The organism is Micromonospora parastrephiae (genome assembly GCF_016802865.1).
GTDB lineage: Bacteria > Actinomycetota > Actinomycetes > Mycobacteriales > Micromonosporaceae > Micromonospora > Micromonospora parastrephiae.
The window spans coordinates 24,900-34,261 of record NZ_JAEVHM010000045.1 but is presented as its reverse complement, the minus strand read 5'-3'; the positions used below and the strand labels follow the sequence as shown (position 1 = coordinate 34,261).

Genomic DNA, 9,362 nt, shown 5'->3' with positions numbered 1-9,362 from the left:
CCACCGCCGCCGCCGACAACGCCGGACTCCACCTCACCCTCCGACACATCTTCCAAAACCCCACCATCGCCCAACAAGCAACCACCGCCACCACCGTCGGCGAGACCGGGCCGGAGGAGCCGATCGGACCGAGCGACCTGACTCCGTCGCAGCAGTGGTTCCTGGCCCAGGACCTGCCGAAGCGGGACCACTGGAACGACGCCTCGTTCCTGCTGTCCCTACAGCGACCGCTCGACCTGGGGCTGCTGCGCACCGCACTGGCCAAGGTCATCGAGCACCACGACGCGCTGCGGCTCCGGTTCACCGACTCCGGCGGGGACTGGCAGGCGGAGGTCGTCCCCTTCGACCCGGCGTCCGAGCTGCCGTTCGCCGTACACGACCTGGCAGGGCTGGGCACCGCGGCCCAGAAGGACGCGGTGATCAAGATCAGTGACGGCTGGCAGCGCAGCCTGGACCTGCACGCCGGCCCGCTGCTGCGGGTGGCCTACTTCGACATGGGGCCGCGTCCGCACTGCCTGCTCTTCCTCGCGCACTGGCTGGCCGTCGACCACTACTCGGGGCGTACGGTCATCGAGGACCTGCTCGCCTGCTACGCGGAGCTGGAAGCGAGCGGTTCGGCGACGCTGCCGCGCAAGACGAGTCCGTTCCGCGCCTGGACACGGGAACTGGGCGCGTACGCGCAGAGCGCACCGGTCCGTGACGAACTCGAATACTGGACCGCGCCGGAGCGACGCGACGTCGACGCGGTCCGCTGCGATCAGACGGAGGGTGCGAACGACCTGACATCGCTGCGCACGGTGACCGTGCGGATCGCCCATCGCACCACCGAGTCACTGGTCCGCCTCCTCGCCCGACGCACCTCGGTGGATCTCGGTGAGGCACTGACGGCCGCGGTGCTGCGGGCACTGCCGGTGACCGGCGGCGGCACGCGGGGGGACATCCGTCGCGTGCTGATCGACCTCGAATGGCACGGCCGCGATCTGCCTCTCGGGGAGCTGAACGTCAGCCGGACCGTCGGCCGGTTCTCCACGTTGGCCCCCGTGCTGGTGGAGATGGACGTCGCGGCGCCGGTGCTGTCCGGCGTCACCGAGGTCAGCCGGCAGCTACGCGCGGTGCCCACGCACGGTGGCCACTACGGGTTGCTGCGGTACCTGGGCACCGACCAGGAGGCCGAGGTGCTCGCCGCGATGCCGCAGGCCGAGGTGGGTGTCAACTACCTGGGGCAGGTCGACGAGGTGTTCCTCCGCAGCGACCTGCTCAGTGTGCCGCGAATGTCGTACGGACAGCAGCGCAGCGACGTAGGCGCGCGGGTCCGGCTGCTCGACGTCGTGGGATACGTCGTCGCCGGCCGGCTCAGTCTCACCATCGGATACAGCGCGAACCGGCACACGCCGGAGACCATCGATCGCTTCGTCGACCTGCTGGTCTCGACCCTCGAGGAGATCGCCGAGCAGGTGCGCTGAAACCCCGGTGGCGCCCGGCGGGACCGGGCGCCACCGGGCTCGGCGGCACCCGTAGGTCAGGCCGCCCAGAGCAGTGCGAGCCCGGAGAAGGTGATCGCCAACATGCACACCAGCATGGGCACCATGGCCCGGGTGAGCCGGGCCGACGGCAGTACGCGGGCCGCGTGGGCGTGCGCGGCGACGCTACCGACCACATGCCCGACGATCACCGCCGCCACCTGCACCAGGGAGACGAGCAACGCCGGGGGCACCCACACGGCCGCCTCCGCCAGCTCGCCCTCGCCGCCGTGACCCGCGCCGCCGAGGCTCTGCAGCTGGACGACGAACAGGGTGAAGTAGTGGGCGATGACGTAACCGGCCGCGATGGGCACCAGACTGGGCGTGAGCCGCGCCGTGAGGACGGCCGACGGGACACCGCCGAGTCGGGCGGCCGCCACGGCCGCGGCGACGAACAGCGCGTACACCGCGGCCGCCGTGCCGGCCAGCGCCAGCGTGGCCCACAGCGTCGGTAGCGGTGCGTCCTCCAGCCGAGCCCGCCACCAGGCCCCGGAGCTGAGGCTGTCGTAGAAGGTGGCACCGAGCAGCACCGCCACGGTGGTGAGGAGCCCGGGGGCGACGGGGACCAAGGCCAGCCCGGCCAGCGGACGCCGCAGCACCAGGGTGCCGTCCGCGTCCCGCCCGATCGGGGACAGCCGCCCGACGAGGTCGGAGTAGACCTCGAACGCGTCCCCTCGCTCGAACCAGCGGCTGCCGAACAGCAGCCCGGCGGCGAGCTGCACGACGGCGTACCCGGTGAGCCAGGCGGCCACCGACGAGGGCTGCTGCCGTGCCGGCGCGACAAGCTCCCACCAGGCGAAGCCGAACAGGCCGACGGCGGCGGGCCAGTAACCCAACCGGTCGGGCAGGGGAACCCGCCCCCGCGTTGGGTCGATCCGGGCCGTCCGACAGATGAGCGTCTGCGCGGTCCGGATCGGGTTCAGGTGCCGCCACACCGGACCGAGCAGCAGCGACGCCGGAACCAGGCCGACCCAGAAGAGGCCGAAGATCGCCCCGAGAGCCGGGTTGTCCGGACCAGCTGGGCCGGCCCAGAGCGTGCCGAGCGTCCACGTCGCGGCACCGATGCCGAGCAGTGCCGCCGCCACGCGCAGCGGGGGCTGGTCGGCAGTGGACCGCAAAAGGGCCGGCAGCGGACGTCCGACCCGCTCCGGCGGTGCTGCCCTTCGTCCGTTCAGGCGCAGGACGTCGAACGAGGCGTACAGGGCGACGCACGCGGCGACCAGCGCATAGGACAGCGGGATCGGATCGTCCACAGAGCCGGTGACGTGTGCGAGGTAGATGACGCCGTCCATCGAGGCAGCGTGGTTGCCTGGCCGTGGTCGCGCCAGCCTCGACGAGTGGTACCACCGGGTCAGGTGGGATGTGCCCGACCGGGGTGGCCTTCTCGCTCGACCGATCGTGGGGGTCGTCGGAGCGTGTCCGGAGGTCGACGGTCCTGTGAGGCTGAACCTGTTTCCGTGCCCCTGGAAGGGAGTCCCGCCGTGCCGACCGTTCCCGCGCTCGGCCGTGCCGCCGTATTTGCCGGTGTCGTCGTGTTCCTCCTTGGTCAGGCTTTCGACACCTACTGGCACGCCCGTAACGTCTCCTTCGTCCCGGAACCACCGCGGGAGCTGTGGAGGATCCACCTCGGTATCTACCTGGGCGCCGCCATGCTGACCGCGCTCGGCGCCTGGCTGCTCACCCGCCCCGGCCTCCGGCTCGCCGGCCTGCTGATGCTGCTGGGCGGCGGCACCCAGCTCCTCGGTTTCGGGTGGGACATGTATCTGCACGGACAGGGCCGGTCGAAGGAGATCTGGCACGACCTGCTCTGGTACGGATTCGGGGTCGTCGTCCTCGGTGTGGTGCGCCTGGAGGCGCTGATTCGTCGCCATCCGGTCGCCGCGGACATGCCGAAGGCCGTCTGAAGCCGCTACCGTTGTCACCAAGGTGTATCCGGGACGGAGGTGGGGTGCCATGTCGTCCCAGCTGAGCAGGATGCTAGGAACCCTGGGTGCCGAGGTGCTGGAGACGCTGTGGGATGCGCCGCGGCCGCTCACGGTGCGCGAGGTGCAGGAGCGTCTCAATCGCGCGCGCGTCGAACCGCTCGCCTACACGACCATCATGACCGTGCTGGCCAGGCTCGCCGATCGAGACATCCTGGTTCGGGAGATGAACGGGCGCGCGTACGTCTACCAGCCGGTCGTGGCCGACGCGGCGGAACTCGCGGTGCGGGACGTGATCCGCGACCACGGTGAGATGGCCGTCGCCCACTTCGTCGACATGTACTCCGCCGAACTCGGCATCCGGTCCCGCCTGAGTCGCCTGATACGCGACGAGGACGCCAGCGGGTGAGCGCTACGAGCGGCCTGTCCGCCGCTTGCGACAACCGGCGACCACACGAGGGAGGCAGCTGAGAATGTGCTGGTCCGGCCGGTGGAGGTACCCGCTGACACGCGTGGCTCAGTTGACGACGGTGCTCGTCGTGCTCGGCTACCTGGTGACGGAGATGAGCCGGGCGGTGGCCTCGTTCCAGCTGGAGGGTGCCGGTGGCGGCAGCGCGCTGCCGAGGTTGGGCGTCGAGGTCCTCGCCGCCGTCGGCATCGTGCTGACGGTGTCCGGGATCGTCCGCTGCGCGTTCACCCTGGCGCGTCAGTGCATGGGGATGGTGACCCTGTCCCGGTGGGTGGCCGTCCACCGGGTGGAACCGGATCCCCAACTGCTGCGCGCCGGTGACGGCGTCCTCCCGACCGACCGGATCGTGCAGGTCGACTCCCGCGGCGCGTTCGCTCTGACATACGGCCTCCTACGGCCCAGGGTGCTGTTGAGCAGTGGCTTCGTCGCCGTCGCCACCGAAGCCGAGCTTGCCGTGGTGCTCCGACACGAATGGCATCATGCCGAGCGGCTCGACCCCCTGAACCGGTTGGTGCTCGGGCTGTTCTCCGCCCTGGTGTGGTACGTGCCCGGCAGCCGACGCATGCTCAGGCACCACCTGCTCTGCCAGGAACTGGCCGCCGACCGGGCGGCGCTGTCCCGGTCCCGGCGGCAGGTGCTCGCCGGCGCGTTGTTGAAGGTCGCCTCGGCGCCGCGGTTCAACGCGGCCGTGGCCGGCATGCACACCGCGGAGATCTTCGAAGCGCGGGTACGGCAACTGGAGGGGCGGGTGTCCCACCAGGAGGGGCGGCAGACGGTGTACCGGCACGTGCCCTGCGCGCTCCTGATCGCCGCCGGACTGGCCGGTGACGTGGCCGTGGCCACGCTCATCGAGCAGTTCTGCCGGCAACCGGGAGGGTGGTGACCGTCCCGGACCGGAGCAACCGGCCCGGGATCGTCGTGCTCCGTCGGTCGACGTCAGGTATTGGATGGTCGTCACCGTCGGGCAGCGGGCCAGCCGCCTATGTGGCCGGCTCCACCGCCCGCCGCACGGGCCGGAACCGGAAGTCGTCGGGGTTCCTTCGGCGCACCATCCGCTGGTAGCGCGGTGTCCGGTAGGGCCAGTTCGTGGAGACGCGTCCGCTCGCGTCCTTGAACCAGCTGGTGCACCGGTCACTCCACACCATTCCGTCGAGGGCGCCGTCGACGAGGCGGCGCCACTCGGCCATCCGTTCCGGACGGACGTCCCACGCGCCGGCGCCCCGGTCCCGCAACGCCGCCACCGACTGGGCGATGTAGTCCGCCTGCGACTCCAGGGCGAGCACCACCGAGTTGTGCCCCAGATTGGTGTGCGGTCCGTACATGAGGAACATGTTCGGAAAGCCGTCCACCATCATGCCGAGGTAGGCGTACACCCCCTGCTTCCACCGGTCGTGCAGCCGGACACCCTCGGCGCCGGTCACCTCGACGGAGGCCAGGAATTCGGTGCTGCGGAAGCCGGTGGCGTAGATGATGGTGTCGACGCGTCGTTCCCGCCCGTCGGCCGTGTGGATGCTGTCGGCGGTTATCCGGGTTATCGCATCCCGGACGACGTCGACGTGCGGCCTGCTCAGGGCCGGATAGTAGTCACTGGCGAGCAGCAGCCGTTTGCAGCCGATGGGGTAGTCGGGGGTCAGCTTTTCGCGCAGGGCCTGGTCGCCCACCTGGTCGTGCAGGTGCTTCCGGGACGCGGCGGCGAGCACCCCGGCGATCCGGTGCCGCCGCAGCGCCGAGAAGAGGACCAGCTCGGAGCGCCAGAACAGCATCGACCGGTAAGCCTGGTGCAGCCCGGGCAGCACGCGTAGCGCGGACCGTAACGACGGCCGGAACTCCGGCGCGGGCTTCGGCAGGACGTACGCGGCGGACCGGTGGAACACGTGGAGCTCGGCCACCTGGTCGACGATGCCGGGCACGATCTGCGCCGCGCTCGACCCGTTCCCGATGACCGCGACCCGTTGCCCGGTGAGGTCCACCCGCTGGTTCCACTGCGCCGAGTGGAACGAGCGCCCGAGAACTGGTCCTGCCCCGCGATGGTCGGAACGTTGGGCAGGTGCAGCTGCCCGAGGGCGAAGACCGCCACGTCGGCCTCGAAGCGGGTACCGTCGGTCGCGCTGAGGCTCCACGTGCACGTGCTGTCGTCGTAGCTCGCGGACTCGATCTCCACGCCGGTGCGCAGGTGCGCCCGTACCCCGTACCGGTCGGCGCAGCTTCGGAGGTAGTCGAGGATCTGCGGCTGCGCCGGGTAGCGCACCGACGCGTCGCGGTACGGCGCGAAAGAGTACGAGTAGAGGTGTGAGGGGATGTCACAGCTCGCACCCGGGTAGACGTTGTCGCGCCAGGTGCCGCCCAGGTCGTCACCCTTGTCGAGGATGAGGAACGAGTCGATGCCGCGCCGCTTCAGTTGGATGCCCACGGCCAGACCCGCGAAGCCGGCGCCGACGACGATGACGGTGTGCCGTGACGGTCGAGTGCCCTGCACTGGTGCGCCTCCTGCTGGTCGGCGGGGTCAGTTGACCCGGCGGTAGACCGACACGTGCCAGGGCGACTCAGCGGTGAACTCCTGCCCCTCCCAGCCGCCCCACCGGCTTTCCGGCTTCAGACCGGCCAGCCGCGCCATGAGGTCCAGCTCGCTGGGCCAGACATAGCGGAACTGCAGGGGGTACTCCTGGACGCCGCTGTCTCCCTTGAGCCCGTACCGCGGCCACATGCGTTGCGTCACCGGGTCGTGGTTGCTGACGCTCAGCAGCAGGCTGGTGCTCTCCTTCCGGGCGACCTCCATCGCCTGGCCGCTGCTGCGGCCGGCCTCGAATCGCGCGACGTCGGGGACGAACGCCTGCACCACCAGGGCCCCACCTCTGACCAGGTGTTCGGCCGCGTTGCGGAGGCAACGCACCTGATCCTCCTGGGTGGGCAGGCTCAGGAGGGTGTTGAAGACGATGTAGACGACACCGAACTGCCGGTCGACGCGCACGTCGGTGAAGTCACCGAGCACGCGCTGGATCTGCTGGCCGCCGGGCTTGGCCGCCAGCAGGTCCAGCATCTGCACCGAGGCGTCGACGCCGGTGACGGACAGTCCCTTGGCGGCCAGCGGGAGCGCCACCCGGCCGGTGCCCACGCCGAGTTCGAGCAGGTCCCCGGCGCCGGTCTCGGAGGCCGTCTGCTTGGACAGGTCGGCGAGGAAGGTGACCGTCTGCTCGGTGTCGTCCTGTAGCTGTACCACCCAGTCGTCGTAGATTTCCGCGAGGCGCTCGCCGTACGATTCCGGTCCGAATTCACTGTGCTCAGTCATGGGCGATATTCAACTTTCGGTCAGGGATGGGAGCCAGACGCGGATAACCGGGTCGGCAGGGGTAGCCGACAGGTCACCTAGTGGTTCGACGGGGCGCCGTCCGGGTTGGTGTCGACGTTCAGCCGGGCGAAGAGCGGCACGGGAAGCCACCGACTCAGGGGTACGGAGCTGAGCGTGACCCGCGCTGAGGCGGACGCGTCAGCCCTCACGAGCCGCGCCGCCTGCTCCATCTGCGCCGACCGGAAGTCGTAGATGAGCAGGCGCCCGCCGGGTCGCAGCACCCGCAGCAGCTCGCTGACCGCCGCGACCGGGACCGGCCAGTGGTGCAGGCTCAGGGTGGAGACCACCACCGCGAACGATCCGTCCGGGTAGGGCAGGGCGGTGGCGTCGGCGACGTCGACCGTGACGCGGTCGGTCAGGCCGGCCTCGGTGACCCGCTGCCGCGCGACGGCGACCATCTGCGGCGAGACGTCCACCCCCGTGAGGTGCAGGTCGGGCCGTCGGGATGCCACCGTCCGGAGCAGCCGCGCGGGCCCGGTGCCGACGTCCAGGACGGGACCACTGGCCACCGCGCACACGTCGCGGGCCACCCGGTCGTAGAGCCCGGCCAGCATCCGGCCGCTCAGGCGGTCGTAGGTTTCGGCAGTCATCCCCATTCCACTGGGATCCGCCGCGCCGCGATGGCGGCTGCCGAGCAGCCGCGTCGATCGGTGCACGAAGTCACGCAGCATTGCCATGGAACACCTCGACTCGACTTCGGGCCTGGTGAGATTGGCCGACTGGGGACAGTCTTACAGTTCAGGCCAACATGAAGTAAAGGGGCGACACGCGAGACCCGCGCGGCGAGCCGCCCCTGGTACGGCCGTGGGGACCGGCCATCGGCTGGTCCGGTGCCCCCGCCGGTCAGCGAATCGCCGAGAAGGACACCTGCATGCTTTCCGGCCCACGCAGGATGACGTGCGGGCGGTACTCCACCGACTCCTCGACCAACCGCGGATCGACGACCCGGGTCACGAAGGCCTCGATCGCCACCTCGGCTTCGAGCCTGCCCAGGTTCGCGCCCAGGCAGAAGTGCGGACCGGCCGAGAAGGAGAGGTGGTTGAGTCGGTTCTCCCCACCGCGGGTGATGTCGAAGCGCTCCGGGTCCTCGAACACGTCGGGGTCGCGATTCGCGGCGGCCGTGAGCAGCAGCAGGTCCATCCCCTCGGGCACCGTGAATTCGTCGAACGTCATCTCGGCGCCGGCCATCCGGTGCAACATCTGCACCGACGGCTCGTACCGCAGAATCTCGTCCACCGCGCCCGGGATGAGGCTCACGTCGTCGCGCAGCATCGCGAGCTGCTCGGGGTGGCGCAGCAGGGTCAGGATCGCGTGCGAGATGAGGTTGGCCGTCGTCTCGTGGCCGGCCATGACCAGCAGGGCCAGGGTGGCGAGCAGCTCCGTCTCGGTCAGCCGGTCACCCTCGGCTTCGGCCTTGACGAGTCGGGGCAGCAGGTGTTCCTCCGACCATTCGCCCTTGGCGATGAGGTCGCGGAAGTACTGGTAGAACGCGGCGCGCGTCTCCACATCCTCCCGGTCCACGTCCTCGTCACGGTTGGCCGCCATCAGCGGATCCAGCGCCCGGCCCAGCACCGTCGACCACTGGCCGAAGATCCGGTGGTCCTCCGGCGGTACCCCGAGCAGCTCGCAGATCACCTTCACCGGGACGGGATACGCGAAGACGCTCGGCACGTCGACCGGCGACCCGTGTGCCGCGACATCGCTGACCAGGTCGTCCACCACCGCGCGGACCCGGGGCTCCAGGTTGGTGACCATGCGCGGCGTGAACGCCTTGGAGACCAGCCCTCGCAGGCGGGTGTGATCGGGTGGATCCAGGAAGGTCATGACCTCCCGCCGGGACTCGACCGCCTGGCTGCTGAGGATCTTCGACCGGCTCCGGTCGGCGCTGGCCGCGGGATGCCGCAGCACACGCTCGACGTCGTGGTGCTTGGCGAGCACCATCAGGTTGCCGTTCATCGCCATGAAGGGGGACGCCTCGCGGATCTGCCGCAGCGACGGATAGGGATTGGGTCGCGACCGGGGATCGAAGAAGTTCATCAGGTGCAGTTCCGGCGCATCCGTGTCGTCGGTTACCGTGTCAGTCATTCCCCCACTCTTGGAGATTC

At 70.2% G+C, this 9,362-nt stretch carries 9 protein-coding genes and 1 pseudogene; 4 read left to right on the top strand and 6 right to left on the bottom strand.

What is annotated here, in order from left to right; all coding sequences use genetic code 11:
- Positions 1-1,463, top strand: a 1,463-nt coding sequence (locus tag JNW91_RS12370; RefSeq protein WP_238424839.1) for a condensation domain-containing protein, incomplete at its 5' end; no start/stop codon positions are given.
- 56 nt (positions 1,464-1,519) lie between these two features.
- On the opposite strand, the gene JNW91_RS12365 is transcribed toward JNW91_RS12370, so the two are convergent.
- Complete coding sequence (locus JNW91_RS12365; RefSeq protein ID WP_203174989.1) at positions 1,520-2,812, bottom strand: hypothetical protein; 1,293 nt, start codon at positions 2,810-2,812, stop codon at positions 1,520-1,522.
- A gap of 189 nt (positions 2,813-3,001) precedes the next feature.
- Here JNW91_RS12365 and JNW91_RS12360 point away from each other — a divergent pair, with 189 nt between their 5' ends.
- The 3 genes from JNW91_RS12360 to JNW91_RS12350 all read left to right on the top strand — a co-directional run bounded on the left by JNW91_RS12360 (position 3,002) and on the right by JNW91_RS12350 (position 4,794).
- Entirely contained in the window at positions 3,002-3,424 is a 423-nt protein-coding gene (locus JNW91_RS12360; protein WP_203174988.1) for a hypothetical protein, read from the top strand.
- A 49-nt stretch (positions 3,425-3,473) separates the two neighbouring features.
- A complete protein-coding gene (locus JNW91_RS12355) occupies positions 3,474-3,851 on the top strand; it encodes a BlaI/MecI/CopY family transcriptional regulator (RefSeq protein ID WP_309244333.1) in 378 nt (125 codons plus the stop codon).
- Between the two features lie 103 nt (positions 3,852-3,954).
- Positions 3,955-4,794: a M56 family metallopeptidase gene (locus JNW91_RS12350; protein ID WP_203174986.1), complete on the top strand. Its 840-nt coding sequence runs from the start codon at positions 3,955-3,957 to the stop codon at positions 4,792-4,794.
- A gap of 97 nt (positions 4,795-4,891) precedes the next feature.
- Here JNW91_RS12350 and JNW91_RS32185 read toward each other — a convergent pair whose 3' ends face one another.
- The 5 genes and pseudogenes from JNW91_RS32185 to JNW91_RS12330 all read right to left on the bottom strand — a co-directional run bounded on the left by JNW91_RS32185 (position 4,892) and on the right by JNW91_RS12330 (position 9,342).
- The gene (locus JNW91_RS32185; protein WP_238424838.1) at positions 4,892-5,881 is read right to left on the bottom strand and encodes a flavin-containing monooxygenase; all 990 of its coding nucleotides are present in this window, start codon (positions 5,879-5,881) and stop codon (positions 4,892-4,894) included.
- Between the two features lie 47 nt (positions 5,882-5,928).
- A pseudogene (locus JNW91_RS33930) lies at positions 5,929-6,387 on the bottom strand (flavin-containing monooxygenase); the annotation flags it as partial.
- 27 nt (positions 6,388-6,414) lie between these two features.
- Positions 6,415-7,197, bottom strand: coding sequence for a class I SAM-dependent DNA methyltransferase (locus JNW91_RS12340; RefSeq protein WP_203174984.1), 783 nt, complete (start codon positions 7,195-7,197; stop codon positions 6,415-6,417).
- A 77-nt stretch (positions 7,198-7,274) separates the two neighbouring features.
- A complete protein-coding gene (locus JNW91_RS12335; RefSeq protein ID WP_203174983.1) occupies positions 7,275-7,847 on the bottom strand; it encodes a class I SAM-dependent methyltransferase in 573 nt (190 codons plus the stop codon).
- 253 nt (positions 7,848-8,100) lie between these two features.
- Entirely contained in the window at positions 8,101-9,342 is a 1,242-nt protein-coding gene (locus JNW91_RS12330) for a cytochrome P450 (protein WP_203174982.1), read from the bottom strand.
- Positions 9,343-9,362 lie beyond the last annotated feature (20 nt).